Annotated in this window: 17 protein-coding genes; all 17 read left to right on the forward strand. The window is 47.1% G+C overall.

Annotated elements, in window-relative coordinates; all coding sequences use genetic code 11:
* The first annotated feature begins 320 nt into the window (after nucleotides 1-320).
* The 17 genes from ASU33_RS01935 (at nucleotide 321) to ASU33_RS02015 (ending at nucleotide 21,727) form a co-directional block, all read left to right on the forward strand.
* On the forward strand, nucleotides 321-1,280 hold the full coding sequence (locus tag ASU33_RS01935; RefSeq protein WP_059067585.1) for a glycosyltransferase family 2 protein: 960 nt from the start codon (nucleotides 321-323) through the stop codon (nucleotides 1,278-1,280).
* An 89-nt stretch (nucleotides 1,281-1,369) separates the two neighbouring features.
* Nucleotides 1,370-2,842 carry a hypothetical protein gene (locus tag ASU33_RS01940; protein WP_059067587.1) on the forward strand — a complete coding sequence of 491 codons (1,473 nt, stop codon included), beginning with the start codon at nucleotides 1,370-1,372 and terminating at the stop codon, nucleotides 2,840-2,842.
* A gap of 533 nt (nucleotides 2,843-3,375) precedes the next feature.
* The gene (locus ASU33_RS01945) at nucleotides 3,376-4,176 is read left to right on the forward strand and encodes an ABC transporter permease (protein WP_286130402.1); all 801 of its coding nucleotides are present in this window, start codon (nucleotides 3,376-3,378) and stop codon (nucleotides 4,174-4,176) included.
* Between the two features lie 23 nt (nucleotides 4,177-4,199).
* Nucleotides 4,200-5,483: an ABC transporter ATP-binding protein gene (locus ASU33_RS01950; protein WP_059067590.1), complete on the forward strand. Its 1,284-nt coding sequence runs from the start codon at nucleotides 4,200-4,202 to the stop codon at nucleotides 5,481-5,483.
* Nucleotides 5,476-7,005 carry a glycosyltransferase family protein gene (locus tag ASU33_RS01955; protein WP_059067592.1) on the forward strand — a complete coding sequence of 510 codons (1,530 nt, stop codon included), beginning with the start codon at nucleotides 5,476-5,478 and terminating at the stop codon, nucleotides 7,003-7,005. Before ASU33_RS01950 ends, ASU33_RS01955 begins: the two co-directional genes overlap by 8 nt.
* 47 nt (nucleotides 7,006-7,052) lie before the next feature.
* Nucleotides 7,053-8,213: a glycosyltransferase family 4 protein gene (locus ASU33_RS01960; protein ID WP_078062794.1), complete on the forward strand. Its 1,161-nt coding sequence runs from the start codon at nucleotides 7,053-7,055 to the stop codon at nucleotides 8,211-8,213.
* A 10-nt stretch (nucleotides 8,214-8,223) separates the two neighbouring features.
* Nucleotides 8,224-9,102: a glycosyltransferase gene (locus tag ASU33_RS01965; protein WP_059067596.1), complete on the forward strand. Its 879-nt coding sequence runs from the start codon at nucleotides 8,224-8,226 to the stop codon at nucleotides 9,100-9,102.
* Between the two features lie 126 nt (nucleotides 9,103-9,228).
* Nucleotides 9,229-10,392: a glycosyltransferase family 4 protein gene (locus tag ASU33_RS01970; RefSeq protein ID WP_078062795.1), complete on the forward strand. Its 1,164-nt coding sequence runs from the start codon at nucleotides 9,229-9,231 to the stop codon at nucleotides 10,390-10,392.
* Nucleotides 10,393-10,497: 105 nt separating this feature from the next.
* Nucleotides 10,498-11,469, forward strand: coding sequence for an NAD-dependent epimerase/dehydratase family protein (locus ASU33_RS01975; protein WP_059067599.1), 972 nt, complete (start codon nucleotides 10,498-10,500; stop codon nucleotides 11,467-11,469).
* A gap of 10 nt (nucleotides 11,470-11,479) precedes the next feature.
* Entirely contained in the window at nucleotides 11,480-12,694 is a 1,215-nt protein-coding gene (locus ASU33_RS20920; RefSeq protein ID WP_160328115.1) for a glycosyltransferase family 4 protein, read from the forward strand.
* Between the two features lie 166 nt (nucleotides 12,695-12,860).
* Nucleotides 12,861-13,964: a DegT/DnrJ/EryC1/StrS family aminotransferase gene (locus tag ASU33_RS01985; protein ID WP_059067603.1), complete on the forward strand. Its 1,104-nt coding sequence runs from the start codon at nucleotides 12,861-12,863 to the stop codon at nucleotides 13,962-13,964.
* A 243-nt stretch (nucleotides 13,965-14,207) separates the two neighbouring features.
* A complete protein-coding gene (locus tag ASU33_RS01990) occupies nucleotides 14,208-15,134 on the forward strand; it encodes a glycosyltransferase (protein WP_059067605.1) in 927 nt (308 codons plus the stop codon).
* Nucleotides 15,135-15,190: 56 nt separating this feature from the next.
* On the forward strand, nucleotides 15,191-16,756 hold the full coding sequence (locus tag ASU33_RS01995; RefSeq protein WP_078062797.1) for a lipopolysaccharide biosynthesis protein: 1,566 nt from the start codon (nucleotides 15,191-15,193) through the stop codon (nucleotides 16,754-16,756).
* Between the two features lie 60 nt (nucleotides 16,757-16,816).
* Nucleotides 16,817-17,818, forward strand: coding sequence for a hypothetical protein (locus ASU33_RS02000; RefSeq protein WP_059067610.1), 1,002 nt, complete (start codon nucleotides 16,817-16,819; stop codon nucleotides 17,816-17,818).
* A 33-nt stretch (nucleotides 17,819-17,851) separates the two neighbouring features.
* Entirely contained in the window at nucleotides 17,852-18,991 is a 1,140-nt protein-coding gene (locus tag ASU33_RS02005; RefSeq protein ID WP_078062798.1) for a glycosyltransferase family 61 protein, read from the forward strand.
* 168 nt (nucleotides 18,992-19,159) lie between these two features.
* Entirely contained in the window at nucleotides 19,160-20,398 is a 1,239-nt protein-coding gene (locus tag ASU33_RS02010) for a glycosyltransferase family 4 protein (protein ID WP_059067615.1), read from the forward strand.
* A gap of 78 nt (nucleotides 20,399-20,476) precedes the next feature.
* Complete coding sequence (locus ASU33_RS02015; RefSeq protein WP_059067617.1) at nucleotides 20,477-21,727, forward strand: glycosyltransferase; 1,251 nt, start codon at nucleotides 20,477-20,479, stop codon at nucleotides 21,725-21,727.
* The last annotated feature ends 28 nt before the right edge of the window (nucleotides 21,728-21,755 follow it).

Here is a 21,755-nt window from a genome sequence, read left to right on the forward strand (position 1 = left end):
GTTTGTCTCTGACCAATGCATTCAGGCGACCATACCTACGAGTACAAATTGCCTCTAACTTATTCGAGTAGGTAAGAGGCGTATGAAGAAGAGGACCATCCCGAGGGTATTATGCGCTAGGGTGTTAGGTGTGGATTACAGCGTTCAGTCAATGGTGCTAAAAGAGTCATATTTCAAGCATAGAGCCACAGCTTAACGAGGCATAACATGGCTTCACCTCCATAGCTATACTGATGAGTTGTCAAGCCACACGAATAATTCTGCATCTTTGATTTCCAGATTTGTCGTGAAGGCACTGCGCTTCTTTCTTCTGCTTTTGTATGCCTAAGCTGTCTATCATCGTACCCTGCTACTACAATGAAGCAAACATTCCGATAACCGGACCAGAGCTGATTCAGAACGAAGCTAATTTTCCGGCTGACGTAAGTTTTGAATACGTGCTGGTTGACGACGGTTCGAAAGATGCCACTTGGGCTGCCTTGCAGTCATTCCGGCGCCAGCACCCTGATAAGGTGACCTTGGTCAAACTGGCCGGCAACGTAGGGTCTTACAATGCCATTGTAGCAGGAATGGCCGCTGCCACAGGCGACTGCATGGCCGTAATCACTGCCGACCTGCAAGACCCGCCCGAACTGCTAGCGCAAATGTATGCCCATTGGCAGCAGGGGTTTAAGCTGGTTCTGGCCAATAGGGCCGACCGTGACGAAGCCCTGCCACAACGGGCCATATCCAACACGTTTCACTGGTTGATGCGACGTATAGCATTGCCTGGTGTGCCCGCTGGGGGGTTCGATATGGTATTCTTTGATCGGCAACTCTGCGACGAGGTAGTGCGCATGCAGGAGCGCAACGGTAATGTATTCTACCTGTTGGTGTGGCTCGGGTATCCCTACGTGAGCATTCCCTATCGCCGACGTCGGCGCGAAATAGGCAAATCGCGCTGGACGGTAAGCAAGAAGATTAAGCTCTTTGTCGATTCGCTGCTGGCTTTTTCCTTCTTTCCAGTGCGTGCCATTTCGGTGTTGGGTTTGCTGCTAGGTGGCGCCGCTGCCCTCTACGGTCTGTTTCTAATGGTGCTGCGGCTTACGGGCGCTCCTGAGCCCGAAGGTTGGACCACCTTGATGTTGGTATTGCTGCTTGTATCCGCCTTCCAGATGATTGCTCTGGGCATTATTGGAGAGTATGTATGGCGCGGGCTCGATGCAGCTCGCCAACGTCCCATGTATGTGGTAGAAAAGTTAGAAAAAGCCGACACCTTGTCTTCGCTGAAGGTCCGCTAGTTCAGTTCAAAATCGTTCTAAGTCAGTCCGCACATCTTTCAATGCTTCACTATCTCTATCGTAATCCACGCATTTTCTTTCTGGTATTCATGGTGTCTGTCACCATTTATTACTGGGTATTTCCAGATATCATGCCTTACAACGGAGGGTTTGGATTCGAAGGATTTACTATTTATAAGCCACTTGCAAAAGATGTAAATCAGTATTTGTTCATTGAAAAGATGAACAGTTATAGCATTCAAAGAATATTTCCTTATGTATTACTCTATGGGTTTTTTAAACTATTTAATATTGAATTTTCTGACTTTAATATGCTTTTGTTTTTTCAAATATTTCAATTTGTGCTAGCTATAATTATTATCGAAATATGGAACAAACTTGCTAATCGTCTCAAGCTAGGTCTGTCGGGTCAGTGGGTAGGTTATTTGGGTATGCTCATCAACTTTGCTACTCTCAAGCATGATTTCTATATACCCTTTACCTATGATAGGCTAGCTTTAACATCAGGATTGCTTAGTCTGTATTTCTATTTTACTGAAAAAAAACTATTTTTATTTTTTAATTCTATTATCGCGTTAGTTATTTGGCCTACTACTCTGCTATTTAATTTAGTTATGCTATTTATACCTTCCAAGATACAGAAACCTAAGACGGATAACCCGGTGCTAAGTGCATTATGGGGAGTGGGTATTGCCAGTGCGGTATGCGGCTTGTTTATATTAGTTATTTATATTAAGCAAATTCCCGAATTGCAAAGATTAGCACCTGCCGTACGTCCGTTGCTTCCTGTGTCGTTGATGCTAGTTGCTGCTTATCTGGGCTACACTCAATTTAAATTAGCTCAAAGATTACTTCCCGGTTGGAGCGAAATAATTCCGAAACTAAATGAAATACTCACTGCTGATTTCCGCTGGCTATATATTATTCTGCTGCTAACCTCCTATTTCCTATTGACTCGAGTTTTAGGAGATCCAACCAATCCTTATCTGACTCCTCAGCAATTTGCTATCAACCTGACTTATGGTGCACTTCAGCGGCCAGGTCAGTCACTTATTTGTCATGCTGTTTACTATGGTTTGCCAATAATTCTGCTACTACTATTTTGGAACAAAGTGTTAGATGCAGTGGGAGAGCTAGGCCTTGGAGCAGGTATTATGTTAATGGCAGTGTTCATTCAAGCTGTCAATAATGAGACTCGTCAAATGGCTAATGTGTTGCCTTTGCTTACATTATTCGCAGCTATTGCTGCCGATAAAGTAATGGCTACCCCGAAAATTATTTGGTCTACATTGGTGTTGACGTTATTTATTTCAAAAGGATGGCTGCCTCTAAATTATTTCAATCCATACTTCGGAACTCCTGGTGATATTTATCCTATGACAAATTTTGAGAAGAGTGCTTTTCTTCTATGGCCGCAACAAGCTTACTTTATGAACTTTGGGCCTTGGTCTGCTACACCGTATCTTATTATTCAAGGTTTGATATTAATATTGGTAAGTTACACTTTATACAGGATATGGATGATCGGAACTTACAAGAATATAGAAAAAATCAATAATTAAACTGAATATTTAAATACCAAGCTACAGAGTAAGCTCATTAAAAATTGAATTATGATGGTTTATGATATGTAATATTACGTTGTTGTAAATTTTTGACTTAATAATGCGGGCAACTTTATTACTTGAGTGATTAGTGTTGTATAATATTCAAGGGAATGAAGAGCATAGGTCGATAAGTGCTGGTTACTAGGTAAAACTGAGTGTCGCAAAAGAGAAGATTAATAGATTTTTACAATTCTAGTAATTAATTTAAGTGTAATTGTCAATCTTTAATTGTAACACATCAACCTATTGCTGCCTTGACTGCAACGGGCATGAAATCGAGCTACTAAAGATGTTTGGCTACCTTTGCCTGGCATTGGGACCTGCTTTAGCCCCAGATTGCTAGGGCTGCCATCCCGGGCGAAATACTAACGAGACCATTTGTGCAGACAACAGAAGTCCCCACGGCGCCAGCAAGCCGGGCAGCGAGTTCCTCGTCCGATGACAATCAGTGGAGTGAGATAATCCAGCCCCGTACCCGTCTGCTCGATCTGGGATTACGGGAAGTATGGCGTTACCGCGACCTAGTTATGTTGTTTGTGCGGCGTGATTTTGTCTCCACGTATAAGCAGACCATACTAGGCCCGATCTGGTTCTTTGTCCAGCCGTTGCTCACTACCATCACCTACGTGGTCGTGTTCAGTGGTATTGCAAACCTCGACACTGGAGGCGTACCTCCACTAGCATTCTACCTGGCAGGAGTCACCATCTGGAACTATTTCGCGCAGGCACTTACGGCTACTTCCAGCGTATTCACTGCCAATGCGGCTATTTTCGGTAAGGTATACTTCCCGCGCCTAACCATGCCTTTGTCTATTGTGCTATCCAATCTGGTACGCTTTGGCATTCAGCTTGGGCTGTTTCTGGTAGTGTGGGCATATTTTACGCTTACCACAGAAGCTATTCACCCAAACAGTGCTCTGCTACTCACGCCACTATTGGTAGTGCTTATGGGAGGGTTAGCATTAGGTCTAGGCATGATTTTCAGTGCCCTCACTACCAAATACCGCGATTTGGCCATGCTGCTGACGTTTGGGGTGCAATTGCTAATGTATGCTACCCCAGTGATTCTGCCGCTCAGTAAGCTCTTAAGCTTGCCTAATCCTTACAGGTGGTTCATTTTGGCCAACCCGCTCAATCCTATCGTTGAAACGTTCCGTTACGGTTTTCTCGGAACTGGCTCGTTCAGTTGGGCCTACCTAGGCTATAGCTTGGTGGCCACTGTAGTCATTTTGCTCCTAGGTACTGTTGTTTTCAATAAAGTAGAGAAGAGCTTTACCGACACGGTGTAGGCTATCTGCTGACACATACTACTATGAGCAATATTGCCATTCAAGTAGAAAACCTGAGCAAGCTGTACCGCTTGGGCGAAATTGGTACGGGCACCCTCAGCCACGATTTGAACCGGGTATGGGCTCGGCTGCGCGGCAAAGAAGACCCTTATGCCAAAATTGGTGAAACGAACGATCGTACCAGCAAGGGCAGTAGCGACTTCGTGTGGTCATTGAAGGACGTTAATTTTGAGGTGCAGCAAGGCGAAGTACTGGGGATTATCGGGCGTAACGGGGCCGGCAAATCCACTTTGCTCAAAGTTCTCTCGAAAGTTACAGCTCCTACCACTGGCAGAGTAAAAGTGCGTGGGCGTATTGCTTCATTATTGGAGGTAGGTACTGGCTTTCATCCGGAACTGACTGGCCGCGAGAATATCTTTCTCAACGGGGCTATTCTGGGCATGACCAAAGCCGAAATACGCAGCAAGTTCGATGAGATAGTAGACTTTTCGGGCGTGGAGCGGTATGTGGACACACCCGTGAAGCGTTACAGCAGCGGCATGTACGTGCGTTTGGCATTTGCAGTAGCTGCTTTTCTGGAACCCGAAATTTTGATCGTGGATGAGGTACTGGCCGTTGGTGATGCGGAGTTCCAGAAAAAGTGCCTAGGTCGTATGAAGGACGTAAGCACCAATGATGGCCGTACTGTGCTATTTGTAAGTCACAACATGGCCGCCGTTAAGCAACTCTGCAACCGCGGGCTGGTAATGCGCTATGGAACGCCGGTGTTTGAGGGTGGAGCTCTTGAGGCCGTAAACTTTTACCAGAATTCCAGCGATACCAACTCCTACTTCGAGCATCATGGCCCGCTGGAAACTGCTCCTGGCAATGACAACATTCGTATCCTAAAGTTTCAGGTTACACCCCTGCAAGGCGAGCAGATTTCCATCTCCTCGGGGCTGGAGTTTGAGCTGACCTTTTTCAACCAACGACCAGGCATAAACCTCGATGCCACGTTTGAGCTGCGCAACATGGATGAGGTAGCTGTTTTTCACCACGGCGCCCTCATTACAACTCAACAAGATGCCCGGCGCGGTATTTACACCGTATCGGCTCAATTGCCGCCCCACCTGCTCAATACAGGCACGTATCAGTTCAAGCTGATTTTCGGCGAAAACCAAAGATACCTGCTCTTTTCAACCGACGATATCCTGCAGTTCGAAGTTTTGAATGAGAGCCTAGGTAGCAACAACAGTGTATTGCCAGGCGTCATTCGGCCCGACTTGCAGTATACTGTTCGTTTCACCGAAGCGGGCTTGCATGGATAAAATAGTCCGGGGAATACGTGCCAACCGTGCCTTTTATCATTGGCTGGTAGATTGCGCCGAGGCTCTTACCAGGCAAGGTGAGTGGGAAGCAGCCTTGCAGTTCTGCAACAAAGCAGCATGGCATGCCACCTTTTGCTTCAGCGGTTTTTACGCTGAAGCCCGCTTGGAGCGCTTACTAGCGCGACTGCGCGCTGTAACCGGGATTACGCCCATAGCAAGAATAGCAAGCACAAAGCCCCGTAGGGTGTTGCACTATGCCACAGCTCTATTTGAAGTTGGGGGGCACACTCGATTATTGGAGAATTGGATTCGCCATGATCCTGATAGTTGCCACGACGTGCTGCTTACGCGCCAGACAGAGCCTGTGCCTGCGTTTATAACAGCCGCTGCAGCGTCAACTCACGGTAAGGTAATATTACTTGACGAGGTCAGTGATTTCGAGAAAGCTCGGCAACTAGCTGGAATTGCTGCACAGTACGATGTTATCGTATTGCATCACCATCCCGATGATGTAGTGCCTGTATTGGCGCTGGCCGATGCCGGGCGGCAGGTGCCGGTTTGCGTACTCAATCACGGCGACCATCGGTACTGGCCTGGGGTTAGTGTGTGCGATGTTCTGCTAGAAATTCGCGACAATTTAGTGCCTGTAGATGCAGAGCGCCGGGGCATAAGGAACTTTGGCTTGTTACCCATCCCGGTTGTTCCCCAAGTGGTGCCTGCAGGTGCCTACGAGGAAGCTCGTGCGGCTTTAGGTATCCGTCAGGAGCAAGTAATGCTGCTATCTATTGGGGCTGCTTACAAATATGAGCCTTTGGATGAGCGCGATTTCTTCGCAGATGCGCTGACAATGTTGAAGCAGTGCCCAGAGGCTACATTGGTAGTAGTAGGTGTCGCGCCCGAATCAGAGTTGGGTACTCGTTACTCTCATCCGCGTCTACGGCTGGTGCCACCTACTCCAGAGTTAGCTGTATACCATTATGCGTGCGACATTTATCTGGAGGGGTACCCATTTTCCTCGTTTACAGCTTACTTGGAGGTAGCGGCATTGGGCAAGCCAGTGTGCCGTATGTACGATCCGCCCTTGCTGAACACGTACTTGATCAGCCACTATCCCGAGCCAGTACATTACCCCGCTTCGCGTTTCGAATGGCTGAATCAGATCAGAAATTTGGTGCAAGATGCAGAAGCGCGGGCAACGGCCGGGCAGAATGAGCAGCGCAACAGTCGGGTTCATGCACCGGAAGCTGTTCGGCAGTATATTAAAAGAATTTACGAACAAGCAGTTGCGGCTGCCGGTAACGCAAGCCAAAACACTATTCCTGCTACCTGCTTTACCGGAGCCAACGATTCTTACTTGTACCGTATGCAGTACCGCCCCACAGAGAAGGCTGTTTTGCATCCCCTAACTCGTCTTTCAAGCTTCTTGAAGGTGTGGCTAGTAAGCCGAAACTTGCCTCTGTTATTGGCCCAACCGCATTTGGGCGTCCGCGACCTATTATGGTTTGTATTCAAATCAAAGTAAACCTACCTGACTAGCAACAGCCTACTTGCTTTCGTAAAATCTGACTAATGGCGCACCTGCTTTTTGTACTGCACGAAGCTTCTCGTACTGGAGCCCCTTTTACCCAGTTGCATTTAATGCGTTGGATAAAACAAAATACCAATCATACTGTGAGCTTAGTATTGATGTGGGGCGGAGACTTAGAACCTGAGTTTGAGAAGTTAGGACCGGTGTACGTACTTGATCATGGAATACCTGCTGTAACTATTAAGGAGCGAGTAATAGCTAAATGGGATAGAATGACTTCGCAACGCAAGAAGTCAATCTTCAAAGCAATCCAAAAAGAAGACCCACAAGTAATATTTGCTAATTCTGCTGTTTCCTTGGATATAGCTGTTCAGTTGAAATTAATATTAAACAAAAAATTAATAATTAATGTTCATGAGCTTGTTTATACTTTCTTTTATTATTCGAAAGAAAATTTTGCAATTAATTCAAAGCATGTTGATTATTTTGTTCCTGGATCTTATGCTGTTAAAACTTACCTTCAATCTTTTTGCAGTATTCCTGAAGACAAAATAAAAGTAGTTTATGATTTTATAGATGGTCATGCCTTAAGCGGAATTCCTGCAAATGAGGTAAAGAAAAAGCATGGAATACCACATGCTGCTCAAGTAGTAGGAGCTATTGCGTCCCTTACACCCAGAAAAGGGCCTGATGTTTTTTTATCTGTTGCCTATAAAGTCATTAAAAATATCCCTGATGCTTATTTCCTTTGGGTAGGTGGTAAACCAGAAGCTGCATATTTTAAGGAGCTACAACACGATATACAGAACATGGGCTTAGAAAACCGGGTTTTGTTTGTGGGTGAACAGAAAGACTTAAAGGGGTACTATGACATGTTTGATGTGTTTTTGCTAACTTCTAGAGAGGATCCTTTTCCGTTGGTATGCTTAGAAGCGGCCTTGGCCGGTAAGCCGATTGTGTGTTTTGAAAATTCGGGCGGTATGCCAGAGTTTGTGCAAGATGATGCTGGCTTTGTTGTGCCTTATCTTGATACTGATGCCATGGCAGATAAAACGCTTTTGTTGCTTAAGGATTCTGCCTTGGCTCAAGCAAAAGGGCAAGTGGCACAACAGCGTGTAGAAGATCATCACACTATTCGTACAATAGGGCCGGCCATGTATGAAATAATTTCTCAACTAATGCCCAATAAAAAACAGGCTTAAAAACACGAATATGTTGTCTCTAATTATTTGCTCACGCGACCCAGAAGCACTGCGGCAAGTTTCGAATAATGTTGCTGTTACTATTGGTGTCGCCTATGAGATAATTGCTATCGACAACAGTGCTGGCCAATATGGTATTTGTGAGGCGTATAACCTTGGTGCCAAACAAGCTCAATATGAGCTGCTGTGTTTTATGCATGAGGATATTCGATTCCACACTTCTAATTGGGGCCTTATAGTTGCGCGACTTCTTAAAGATGAGTCAATTGGTGTTCTTGGGGTTACGGGTGGCCAGCATCAGGTAGCTGCACCTGCGCCTTGGTGGGGCTGTGGGCTGGAGCTGTGCCGAGAAAACGTGCTTAATGTGTTCGAGGATGGTACTCGCGTTATGGAGCTTCGTAATCCGGAGCAGGTGCCTTTAACCGATGTCGCAGTAGTAGATGGCATGTGGATGTGCTGCCGGCGTTCGTTGTGGGAGCAATTTCCTTTTGATTCCAAGACATTCGTTGATTTTCATTTTTACGATATTGACTTTTGTACCGAAATATTTCATCAAGGAAAACGAATTTGCGTTACTTACGAAATAACGCTTGAGCACCACTCGCGTGGATCAATCAATGCATCATGGGTACATAACGCATTATTGTATCAAGAGAAAAGAAACAATCAGCTGCCATTTGGTGTGATTAGTCTAAAAAAAGTTCAAAGCGTCAATATCGAACTGAAGGCGTATCAAGCGTTTGTTAGTTTGCTTATGAGGGAAAAATTTTCAAATGCAATTATTTATAAATATTTGAAAATGTGCTGGTCGAAATATTATTTGCATCGAGATACATTATGGTTAACCAAAGAATGGCTAAAAAATAACATGTTGTCTTTTGTGAGTTAATTTAATGTATTGTACATAATAATCACTGTATTTTATCTATTGACTTTGTGTATTTAATTATTGGCGTTGATGTTGAATAGTACAATATAAACGACTATTCATAAATTTGAGTAAGGAACTTGTCAAATGAGAATTGCCTTTGTTTCCCTGATGTACGATGCCCCATGGGGGGGGAGCGAGGTGCTCTGGTCAGACGTAGCTGCTGAAGCATTGGCTCAGGGGCACGAAGTCTTGATTTGCACTCATGCGTGGCCCGAATTAGCAGCTCCTTTGAAAGCTTTACAGCGCGACGGGGCACAATTCTATTTGCGGCCTAGATATGATGACAGCCTGGCTTTTCGTGTTAAAAGCAGGTTCAAGCGGGTGCTGAACGGGGGGGAATTGGATGAGATACGCGTTCTAAAAAAATTTGCACCAGATGTAGTGCTGGTAAGCCAAGGTGGATGGAACGATCTTTTCTACCATGCGCAGGTAAGGGCTTGGTTGCGACAGAAGCCGTATTCACTCATTTGCCATAACTACCAAGATCCGGTACGTTTAAATGAGTTTCAGCGCGAACAGTTCACTACAATGTTTGCTGAAGCGCAGGAAGTTTTAATGATATCTGCTAATCAGTTAAAAACAATTAGGCGGCAATTAGCTACTGAGTTACCCAATGCACGGGTGGTGCAAAATCCGCTTAACTTGCCAACGAGCTACCCTATTGCTTACCCGGAAGCAGATACATCCGAGCTTACAACGCAATTAGCCGTTGTAGCCAGCTTTGACGTTGATAGGAAAGGCCAGGATGTGCTGCTAGAAGCTTTTAGCGCTGAGCAATGGCACCGGCGTAATTGGCACCTTAATTTGTATGGGCACGGGCCAGATAGAACATATCTAGAGCGACTGATTCGGTATTATGGTTTAGAAGAAAGAGTAACGCTGCACGGCCACGTGTCTGATAGCAGCCGTATTTGGGCGAAGAATCACTTACTTGTGCTTCCGTCGCGAATCGAATCCGGACCAATGGTGCTGCAAGAATCATTACTCTGCGGGCGGGCAGTTGTTGCAGCAGATGTTGGTTTGGTACGTATGTGGCTCGATGAAGGAGAAACCGGATTCATAGCCGACGCCTCAACCGCTGCTTCTCTCAATGCTGCTTTGGAGCGTGCTTGGGCTTGCAGGGATAAATGGCAATCAATGGGGCACGAAGGGTATGAGCGAACGTATCAACGTTTAGAAAATAAGCCAGCTGCAGCGTTACTTAATCAGTTAATTGAGGTTGCTTCAAGGCATTCAATAGCTAAATAGTAACGTGTCGTCATATGTAGCACCCAAGAAAGCAAACGTACATCAATCAGGTTTTCGCACTTAATTTGGTTCTTTACGAATCAATCATTGTCCTTTTCTATGCCTATGCTCCTCCCTACTGATCTAACTCGCACAACTTGTGTTATCGGAGGCGCCGGGTTTATTGGTCGGGCAGTTGTAACAGAACTACTAAACCTAGGACGGCAAGTAGTAGTTATTGGGCGGAATGCCAAACCTGTTGAGATGCCCGAGGAAGTATACTACGTGGCAAACCCAGGCGGGGCAAGTACCCCTATAATCAAGCAGGTACTTGAAGCAGTTTCAGAAGTTATTGATTTGGCTTACGCCACTAGCCCTCAAACCAGCTTTCAGGATCCTGTAAACGATATTCTCGTAAACCTTCCGGAAGCCGTTCAAATATTTGAGCTGGCTGCCACTATGCCGCACATACGTAAATTTGTGTGGATATCTTCGGGCGGAACCGTGTACGGGCGCACTACTGCTTCTGTGATCAACGAGCAGCATTCAACAATGCCAATTTCCCCGTATGGCATTACAAAGTTGGCCATCGAAAAGTATGCCCGCATGTATTTCGAAACCAAGCAGTTGCCAATTGTATGCGTAAGGCCTGCCAACGCTTATGGTGAATGGCAGCGCCCATATGTTGGGCAGGGGTTTGTGGCTACAGCAATAGCTTCTATCCTGGATGGACGCGAACTCACGCTTTTTGGCGAACATGGGACCATTCGCGACTATGTCCATGTATCGGATGTAGCGTCTGGTATCGTAGGAGCCTTGCTTAAAGGCGCTCCTGGTGAGGTGTACAATCTAGGCAGCGGCACAGGCTTAACCAACCGCGAAGTCATTGAGTGGTTAACTCCGTTAGCCAACGAAGCCGGATTTGAGTTGCATCTGCGAGTGCAGCCTCCGCGTGCGTTCGATGTACCAGCTAATGTGCTCGACTGGCAAAAACTTCACCTAGATACTGGCTGGCAACCCCAAGTGTCGTTTGCTGAAGGAATTGCCCGAACTTGGGAATGGTTTGTAGCTCGCCATGCTACGGCCATCTCTTATTAGCCAACTCCCAATGCTTAGCTTACCTGAACTACGGATTGGTTTTCTGACCAGCACTGACCCGCTTGACCGACGTTCTTGGTCGGGTGTTCATTATTCCATGTTTCGTGCTTTAGAGCGAACGTTTGGAGATGTAACAGCCCTAGGTCCGGTACCGATGGTGTGGCCCCTACGCATCGGTGATAATATTAATCGTCGTGTAATAAAGCCGCTGACAGGTAAGCGTTATCATTATTCTTGGGGAATAATTCTTTCTCATCTGTACAAACGTAAGTTTGAACAACGATTAAAGCATGAGCAGTTTGATTTACTTGTTGCTCCCGCTGCATTTACAGAAATCGCCTATCTCGATACTAGTACTCCTATTGTATACTGTGAAGATTCCACTCTTTCGCAGCTAATTGATTTTTATCCAGGGCTATCAGGATTGCTTGATATATCTAAAAAGGAACTTAACTATATCGAAAAGCGCGCCTTGAATAAGGCCGCTCTGGTTTGCTACTCATCAGCGTGGGCAGCTCGTTCTGCTTATGAGGACTACGGCATTGATACAAGCAAAATCGCAGTTATCCCTTTCGGTTCCAACTATCCCAATCCGCCAGCGGCGGGTACAGATGTAAAGGAGGATACACCGACAGAAACCTGCCGGCTTTTCTTCTTGGGTGGGGAGTGGGAGCGAAAAGGCGGTAAAATAGCTTACGACGCCATGGTTTCTCTTAATGCCATGGGGTTGAAAACTACCCTAACGGTAGTGGGCTGCCGCCCCCCAGCCGAAGAAGCGCACTTGTACCAGCATCCTGGTTTTGCCACGCTGCCGTATCTAAATATGGATAGCCCTGCGGACTTACAGCGGTTAGACGACTTATTCCGCTCCGCTCATTTCTTTTTGCTGCCTTCACGAGCTGAATGCGCTGCAATCGCCTTTGCAGATGCAAATGCCTTTGGCTTGCCCGTGGTCACAACTGATGTTGGGGGCATCAGCAGTTTCGTGGTGGAGGGTGAAAGCGGCGTAATGCTGCCTTTGTCAGCAACTGGGAGCGATTTTGCCACTGCCATATTTGAAATATTCAACGACAAGCAGCGCTATGCCCGTATGCGCATAGGCGCTAGGTCGCGCTACGAAACTACCTTAAACTGGGATAAATGGGCGCAAGGACTGCTAGCCCAACTTGTGCAGCGCAGTATTATTGAACAATCCGAGCAGTTTTGTGCATCGACTAGCGCATAGCTACGCGCGGCGGATAGAATGGTGGTAAATGCATATGTAAGGTTGCGACACCATCGAAGGCCCGATGCTTGGGATAGCGGTGAGTGGCGAAGCACCTGCCCTATATTTTGTCCGTTAACTCGCTCGTAGGATTCTGCGTATCTTTGCGCTCCATTCAGAAACCCGTATGCAAGTTCCATTTCTCTCCTTCGCACCGCAACATCAGCCAATTCGGGAAGAAGTAATTTCGGCCATGAGCCGCGTGTACGATGGTCAGTGGTATGTATTAGGGCAGGCCGTAGCGGATTTCGAAACTGCTTACGCTGCATTCAACAACACGAAGCATTGTGTGGGAGTAGCCAATGGTTTGGACGCTCTGCATCTTGCCCTTCGAGCATTGAACATTGGGGAAGGGGACGAGGTAATCGTACCTTCCAACACGTATATAGCCAGCTGGTTGTCGGTTTCGTTTGTAGGAGCAGTTCCGGTTCCAGTCGAGCCGAGCCCTGTTACGTACAACTTGGATCCGGCCAAAATTGAGGCTGCAATTACCTCCCGCACCCGGGCAATTATGCCGGTTCACCTCTACGGACAAGCGTGCGAAATGTCAGCTATAATGGACATTGCTCGCCGCCATAACTTGGCTGTAGTTGAGGACAATGCACAGTCGCAGGGCGCCATGGCCGATGGCAAACTGGTTGGTAGCTTTGGTGATGCTAACGCAACAAGCTTTTACCCTGGCAAAAACCTAGGCGCCCTAGGTGACGCCGGCGGTATTACTACCAATAGCGAGGAGTTGGATCATAAGTTGCGCACGCTGCGTAACTACGGTTCGCAGAAAAAGTACTACAACGAGGTCATTGGCTATAACTCGCGTCTTGATGAAATGCAAGCGGCGGTATTGTCAGTGAAGTTGAAGTATCTCACCGAATGGACGCAACAGCGCCAGCGTGCTGCTGAGCTGTATAACCAGCATCTAGCTGGTATTGGTGATGTTGTACTGCCTGCCATTGCTGAGGGTAGCACACACGTATACCACCTGTACGTTGTACGGACGAATGAACGCGATGCGCTGCAGAAGCATCTTTCTGATGCTGGTATCGGAACCTTAATTCACTACCCGGTTCCGCCGCACCTGCAGCAGGCATACGCGCATCTGGACATGAAACCGGGCCAGTTCCCCATTGCCGAAGAGCTAGCCAAAACTTCCCTCAGCTTACCTATGTGGCCTGGCATGGGAGAGCAAGAGGTAAGCCTAGTAGCTAAAGCCATACGTAATTATTTCGCCTAGACAGGAATGATTTAACGGTAGGCGTTGGTTTGACGGCAAACCAACGCCTACTCGTATGCCGCTCCACAATTCGTCATCTTTTCAAGCTGCTGTCAGAGTAATTTAGCTTTGAGAGGTAGATGCGCAAATGGTAACGCATACTTAGATCAAAATACGTTTGGCTTGATCTTGAGGCAACGCTTGTTCATTTCCTCAGATTTTAATGGCTCCTATTCAAGAGCGCAAGCCTTGATACCCTGACCTATGAATGCACCTTTGGTGAGTATTGGCATTGGCTCTTACAACAATGCTGCATACATAGAGCAGCTGCTTGAAAGCGTCCGGACTCAAACTTATCCTGCCATCGAGCTAATCGTGGTGGACGACTGCTCCACCGATAACTCGGCCGAGGTTATAACTTCTTGGATAGCTAAGACGGGCTTCCCTACCATTTTCGTTCAGCACGAGCGCAACCAGGGAGTAGTACGCACCTTTAGTGATTGTCGTAAACTTGCGACAGGTGAATATTTATCGTTGGTAGGATCCGACGACATTCTGGCTCCATCGTTGATCGAAGAGACGGTAGCAGAATTCGATCGACAGGGCCCAACCTGTGGTGCCGTTTACACTGATTGCAAGGTAATTGACAGCGTAGGTACTGAGATAAGCTCTAGCTTCATTCATTACTTTAACCCTTCTTTTGCTAATAACCCGCCGCAAGGAAACATTATAGTTCCGTTATTGGAAGGGTTCTATGTGCCAACAGTAACTGCAACAACGCGGCGCGCTGCTTTGGATGAGATTGGGGAGCCTGACGAGTCCTTATTCTCGGAGGACCTAGATATTTGGCTAAGGCTGTCGCGTAGCTTTCGTTTTGTTTACTTGCCGCTGAACTTAGGGGCCTACAGAGTACACGACAAATCAGCTGTACACAGCCACAAGCTCTCCCTCAACGAAACGTATTTCCGGATCTATCGAAAGGCCTATTTCCGAGGAGACGCTGAGTGGGTAGCGGCCAAGAAACGATTGGCCGAACATGCTGAGCACTATTATGCGGGCAACGGGCCTGAGGCGGCACGCATGCTGTGGTTTGCACTCCTCGAGACGAAGCAGCCAAAGCTGTTCGTGTTCCTTTGCATGGCCGTTCTGGGTGTGAAATACCCTTCTGTTAAAAGGATGTTGAAGCGCTAACGTTTCAATTGCTTCAACTGAGTTGTTGGAGAAGCTTTGGGTTGGAAGTAAAATAGATGAGCAGCATTTCACGTTCTCGTTCCGCATTCTGGGGTACCATTTCCTCACAAGTATTCACCATAATCACCATGTTGGTTGCTATCATTAGCACTCCGCTAATGGTGCGCTTTCTGGACAAGGAGGCTTATGGTTTATCGATTATATTTTTTCAGATAATAAATTATCTGTCTCTTTTTGATTTTGGTTTGTCCACAGCGGTTAACCGGAGTCTCGCTCTGCATAGGGGCGATGATGAGTACAACCGGGGAATGGTTAATCGTATCGTGTCCACTGGGGTATTTACGGGCGCATTCTTTGGTCTGCTGGTAACCATTAGTGGAAGTATTTTTGCTCCGTTTGTTCCTGAATTATTTAATCTGCGTCCTGATTTAGCGGCGCCAACGGTTCCGATTGTAATTACTTTAAGCTTGTTGGTGGGAGGGCAGCTTGCGCAACGTGGCTTCGCAGGAATATTTTATGCTCATCATCGGCAGCCGCTGGTTGGTACTCCATATTTTATTATTGGAAACGTAGGCACCGGACTAACCATTCTTTTGTTGTCTAGGGGCGTGGGGCTGTGGGCTTTTGCTTATGTAAATGCTTTTCAATTCTTGGCCAATTTGTTGGTGCAAGTATGGTTGCTGCGTCGTTACTATCCTGATTTACGAGTTAAGCTAAGCTTATACGACCAAGTATTGATGAAATCAATGATGTCATATGGAATATTTATGTTTCTGCATGGCATAGCAACTCAAATAATATTGTTTACCGATCGGTTAGTTATTGGTAAAGTGTTGTCTTTGAGTTTAGTGACAATTTTTTCCATTACAGTACGAATTCCAGAAGTTGGAATGACTTTGTTGTCAAGCATTACAGGCAATGCCTTGCCAGCTGTTGCTGAAATTGTAGTGCATGAAGGCCCAGAAAGTGCTAAAAAGCATTTCAAAAGAATGATGATCTTGATGGTTAGCTTAAGTATGATGGCTTTCTGGTTAATGTTAAGCTTAGATCAGTGGTTTATTAATTTGTGGGTAGGCGATGATTTCTTTGCCGGTAACTATATTCTGCTGTTAGCACTGGTTATTATGGTTCAGCAGACCATAACGCGCACAGGTAGCTTTTTCTTGGATGCTAAGGGTGTGGTAAGTGGATCAAGTGTCGTAGCGTTAGTTGAAGCCGGGCTAAATTTGGCTATATCCATTACGTTAGGAAAAATATTCGGAATGAGTGGAATTCTCTGGGGTACCATAATTGCAGCGTTGCTAACCTCCTTTTGGTACACCCCTTTTCTACTACAAAAGCACCTAGGGATACCAATTCAGGAGTTTGTTTTCGAATCCCTCCTGAAGCCTGTAGTAGGAATCAGCGTATTAGGTGCTGCAGTATATTGGTTAGTCAATTGGCTGCATCGTCCTGCGTTAAGCGGGTGGATACCATTTCTGCTCGTCGCTGCTTGTGCTGGTTCGCTAATGGCGGCGGTTGTCTGGATAGTGTATCTCAGACACTCAATGGGTCAATACGTTCCGGCTCGGTTGCGGAGATATTTGTTGTTGCCACCCATTTCGGCGCCCATTGTTGGCTAGTGCTTTACTTCCTAGAGTCGTAGTGTTTTAAAGTTTTCTTTTGCGCTTGTTTTCTACAGAATGGACGTCCTGATCAAATCTTGTAACCGACCTTATTACTTGGAACGCTGCATTAAAAGCGTTTACAAGTACGTATCAGGTGTAAGTAAGATTAAAGTGATGGACGATGGCACGCCTCCAGAATACCTGCGGAAAATTGCCTCCTTGTTTCCGGAAGTGGAGATACTATACTCTCCCAACTATCAGGAGAAAGTAGAAGCGTTGCAGCTGCACTTAGCAGGTAAAGAAGTATATAAAAAGTTCCAGATACCATCTGGCTTTTGGTATAAAACGGTTGAGGATAGCAGTGATATTTTTCTGCTTATCGAAGATGATATCTGGATTACTCAGCCTGTTGACTTAGCGGAGATTACTAACATTATGACTGAGCAGCGCATGGTGATGCTGCGTTTAGCATGGCAAGGAAATGCGGCATTAGTTGCCGGGCGTAAAGTAATTATTTCTAAGAATATTGAAGAAATTACACCTCAGATAAGTAGCTGGACTAAATTTGTATTTATGAATAAGTATAAATTTAGATCTGTATCATATCGATTGGGTTTCTTTCAATCGATAATGAAATATCAATTACCATTCTATGTGCTGTATGCTGTTGCTTCTGCATGTTTTGATAAAAAATACTGGTTGTATTTGTGGAAGGACGCACGAAATATAGTGCTTGAGGAAGATCAATTAAAAAAAGCATCTGCGTGGTATGACCAAACGCATAGTCGGTATGGTAAGCTCGTAAAGGAGAGCACGCAGACTTCCTACATCACGTCCACTACGAATGGGTTTAAGGAAATCGATTTTGATATGGTTCGGTTTAATCATATTATGAATCAAGCATGGATAGCAGGCAACCTTGATGCGATGCATAATTTCCCCAAGGATTTCGCTCCTGAGTATTTACGGCAATTTATTGACACAAGCCAAGATGCAGATGCTTTATTTGCGCAATGGCTAAAATGGATTGAGCGATTCAAGCACCAGTATCGTGCTGTTGGTTGTGAAGTAGAATAAGTAAAAAGTTTAAGGAAAACTGGTCATAATTTTATGCCAAACGCAAATCAACTTGTTCGCTCTTTTTTGTGGCACAGTGGCTTGGGCCGGAAGGTTGCTGCAAAGTATTGGCAGAATAAGGAAGAGGGTACAGGCTTTAACTATATTCATCGGCAAAAAATTGACGTATTCAGTGGTATTCCCGTACGCTTTGAAGATGAGTTGTACAGCAAGTTCATCAAAGCGGACAGTGAAAGATGGCGGTTTCAGGAAGAGTACGTTCTTGAAATCGATGATGTGCTTCTCGAGCCCGAGCGTTTATTAGGTACACGGCCTAACCGCGAATTAGTTGAGCAAACAGTGGTTTATAAGGGTGATCGGCAATATCCTTATATCCTGAACCATTTGATGCGGCCTAAGCAGCCAACGGAGTTGCCAGTAGCTATTTGGTACGATGGCTCGGCTACTCGTAATTATTACCACCACTTCGTAGATGCATTAAGCAGCCTCCAACAGTTGGAGCGGAGTAATTTGCCGAAAAGCACGCCCTTGCTCATCACGCGCAAAATGTATGAGCAATCGTTCTTTCAGTATCTATATAAGCGCAGTGCTTTTTTGCAGGGACTGAATTGGTACGTGGTTGAAAACGAAGAATGGGTGCACGTCGGCAAACTGTACAAACTGCAGTCGGCGCACTTCAGTCCGGATACTTGGCGGGCCATGCGTACGATGTACGAACTGCCAGATACCAAACCGTGGCGTAAAGTTTTTTTGAGCCGGGATAAGCAGAAGTACGGTCGCTACCTGGCCAATGAAGTTGAAGCAATTGCTGTTATGCAAAAGCACGGTTTTGAGGTGGTTTATGCCGAACACCTCACTATGGAAGAGCAGGTACAGCTATTCCAAGAAACGGAGTACCTGGTTGCTTTGCACGGGGCCGGCCTGATCCAGCAATTCTTTATGAATTATGATCATGGACACATCATCGAGATAATGCCCAGCAATTACCTGCAGCCGCTTTATTATTGGCAAGCATATGCTGCAGGTATGCGGTATTACGATGTGGTTGTAGGAGGTGACATGCGTGAGGGCAAGGAGTACTGGGTTGATGTACCAAGGCTTGAGGCGGCCGTAGTGCGCATGCTCCAGAACACGCATACCGGACGAGTATACGGCCTGACCCAACTCAATTAGCGCGATAATCTGCTGAAGGCCTTTTTTGCTCGGCAGGAGGGTTGCGCATTATGATGCCAAACCGCTGTTGGAGCCTACTTACGGGATGATGGGCATTGTCGATCAAGCGACCGAGAATTGGCGCCTAAATTAGCCGAAAAATAAGGCTGTTGGCCTCAAAGTGTAATTATGAATGTATTGGTTGCCGTAGAAGAGCTACGAGCAGGAGGGGCCCAGACTTTTGCATTGCGTTTTGCGCAAGCTTTACAACAAGCCGGGCATTCGGTATGGCTGTACACCTTTTACTGGCAGTACGCCCAGGACTCCCTGCTTCGTAAGTTGGCGCCGGATGTCAAGCTCATTCATTATCAGCCGGGTTTCACGGGGGCTGATCTTGTGCTGCAGCGGGCCGAAGGCTGGTTTGAGCGGCATGGCTACGACTTGCGCCTTAGGTCTGGCATCCTGAAAAAGCACCTGAAACAAACGATTGAGCAGTACAACATTGATGTGGTAAGCAGCAATACTTTCCGGTGCGATGAACTCATCAGCCAAGTGTTGCGCGACATGCCTTCGGTGCCGCTTGTAATTACCATGCACGGGGATTATGAGCAGTTCATGGAATTTTACCAGAAAGGTCAGGAGCACGTCATTCCTAATTACCCGCAACGCGTTAGCGATACTCTTCGGGGTGTGCAGGGCGTAGCCTACCTCGCTGAATCGAATTTAGAGGTACTCCGACCTGAAGTGACACCGCAAGATGCCACTGCTCATTTAGTGGTAAGGCGCATCTACAATGGTCTGGACGCCCACCTGTCGGAGCCAGCGGCAAGCCGCACCCGTTCATCTTTGGGTATTGAAGCGGATGCGTTGGTATTCGGTATGGTGGCGAGGGGAGTAGCCGGAAAAGGATGGGAGCCGCTGGTGCAGGCCTACCGCCGGTTGCGGAGCGAGAGCATTAGGCCCTTAGCACTGGTGTTGGTAGGGGATGGGCCAGCGCTAACTCAACTGCAAGCAGAATGCGCGACGGAAAAGGATATCCATTTCACGGGCTTCGACGACAACCCTGTTGACTTTGTAACGGTGTTTGACGTAGGAGTTTTGGCTTCATCGTTGCGCGAATGCCTGCCTAACTCCATTGCCGAATACTTGTTTTGCGGCAAAGCCTGCATCTCGACTGATGTGGGAGAGGTGAGAAACATGCTACAGACGAGCACCGGCGAACAGGCTGGCCTGCTAATTCCATTTCCAGAAAGTGGTCTTGCTTCGGCTGATGAGTTGTATCAGGCCATGCGGCGTTATGCGTTGGAGCCAGCGTTATTGCAAAAACATCAGCAACTGGCTTCGGATGCATTCCAGAAATTTGACATGCGACGTTGCGTAGCGGCCTACGAACAACTATACAACGATTGCCTAGCAAAGCGGCAGTAGTGCACGTATAGTTGTTGCCTGGTTAATCGAAAATTTGCCTGTATTGGGTAGCTGCCTAGGTAGCATTTACTTCTGCTTATGACGCCACGTACAGCTAAGCGCGTACTGCTGCTGATACCGAACCTAGGGCTTGGAGGAGCCCAGCGAGTGTTTCACGACCATAGCGTGGAACTGGCCAAACACTACAACGTAACCGAAGCAGTATTCAACCTTGAGGGAGGCAATCTGTTTCCGAGCAACAATCCGGTAGAAAGCTTAGAAGTAGCTGGCGGCGGCTCGGCCTTCGATAAGGTCCGGAATTTTGCGGCCCGCATTACCCGGCTGCGCGGCCTAAAGCAGCGGCTGCGCGCGGACGTTTGCATCAGCCACTTGGAAGGAGCGGATTATGTGAACCTGCTAAGCAAAGGTTCGGAGAAGGTTATCCTGTGTATACACGGCTCTAAGCTGCACGACCAAAACATTAGGGGAGCCGTGGGCTGGTTGCGCAAGAAGGTGTTAATGCCTAGCCTGTACAATCGCGCCGACAAGATTGTGACGGTTAGCCGCGACATCAACCCGGAACTCATCAGCGGTTTCGGCGTGAAGCCCGAGAAAATACAGACGATCAATAACTTCTTCGAAGTAGATCGGATTACGGCGAAAGCGCAGGAGCCGCTTAGCGCCGAGGAGCAGGCAGTGTATGATTCGGCGCCGGTACTGGTGACTTCGGGCCGGCTTACCATTCAGAAAAACCAGGCGCCGTTGCTGGATAGTTTTGCCGCGCTGTTGCGACAGCAGACGGCCAAGCTCGTGTTTGTCGGCGACGGTGAACTGCGTGACGACTTAACCGCCCGCGCCCGGGCCCTAGGTCTGCGGGTATACGAGGCTTGGAACAACCACCAGCTCACGCCCAATTACGACGTGTATTTCGTAGGGCTGCAGCAAAATCCCTTTAAATACATCCGTCCGGCGGCATTGTTTGTATTCCCTTCGGCTTGGGAAGGTTTTCCCATGGCCTTGGGAGAAGCTATGATTTGCGGGGTACCGGCAGTAACTACCGATTGCCCCACCGGACCGCGTGAAATTCTGGCACCCGCATCGACCGCCCCCGCTCAGCCCATTCGCCAAGCCGAAAGGGCCGAATTCGGAATGTTAATGCCCATGTTGAATCAAGCGGCAACGCTGGCTGCCGATCAGCGGGTATGGACTGAGACCATTGCCGCCTTACTGAACGATGAAGCAGAACGGCAGCGCCTTGGCAAGCTCGCTAGCCAACGGATGCAAGACTTCACCCGCGAAAAGATTTTTGGGCAATGGGTGCAAGCCATCAACGAGGTGCTAGGCGCATGAGCGAACAGTTCGTCAACCGACCAGTGCG

The organism is Solirubrum puertoriconensis, assembly GCF_001483135.1.
Lineage (GTDB): Bacteria > Bacteroidota > Bacteroidia > Cytophagales > Hymenobacteraceae > Solirubrum > Solirubrum puertoriconensis.